The 553-nt window shown below is 51.0% G+C and carries 1 rRNA gene; it reads left to right on the top strand.

Annotated features, from left to right (window positions below):
• A 16S ribosomal RNA gene (locus HMPREF2802_RS03840) occupies positions 1 to 543 on the top strand; the annotation flags it as partial.
• Positions 544 to 553 lie beyond the last annotated feature (10 nt).

The raw sequence follows: 553 nt of genomic DNA, 5'->3' as shown, positions 1-553 counted from the left end.
ATCCCTCTAGAGATAGAGTTTTCCCCTTCGGGGGACAAAGTGACAGGTGGTGCATGGTTGTCGTCAGCTCGTGTCGTGAGATGTTGGGTTAAGTCCCGCAACGAGCGCAACCCTTAAGCTTAGTTGCCATCATTCAGTTGGGCACTCTAAGTTGACTGCCGGTGACAAACCGGAGGAAGGTGGGGATGACGTCAAATCATCATGCCCCTTATGATTTGGGCTACACACGTGCTACAATGGACAATACAAAGGGCAGCTAAACCGCGAGGTCAAGCAAATCCCATAAAGTTGTTCTCAGTTCGGATTGTAGTCTGCAACTCGACTACATGAAGCTGGAATCGCTAGTAATCGTAGATCAGCATGCTACGGTGAATACGTTCCCGGGTCTTGTACACACCGCCCGTCACACCACGAGAGTTTGTAACACCCGAAGCCGGTGGAGCAACCACTTTGTGGAGCTAGCCGTCGAAGGTGGGACAAATGATTGGGGTGAAGTCGTAACAAGGTAGCCGTATCGGAAGGTGCGGCTGGATCACCTCCTTTCTAAGGATTA

Origin of the sequence: Staphylococcus sp. HMSC071G07, from assembly GCF_001811435.1 — a bacterium.
GTDB lineage: Bacteria > Bacillota > Bacilli > Staphylococcales > Staphylococcaceae > Staphylococcus > Staphylococcus pettenkoferi.
This window is presented reverse-complemented; position numbering and strand designations above follow the sequence as displayed.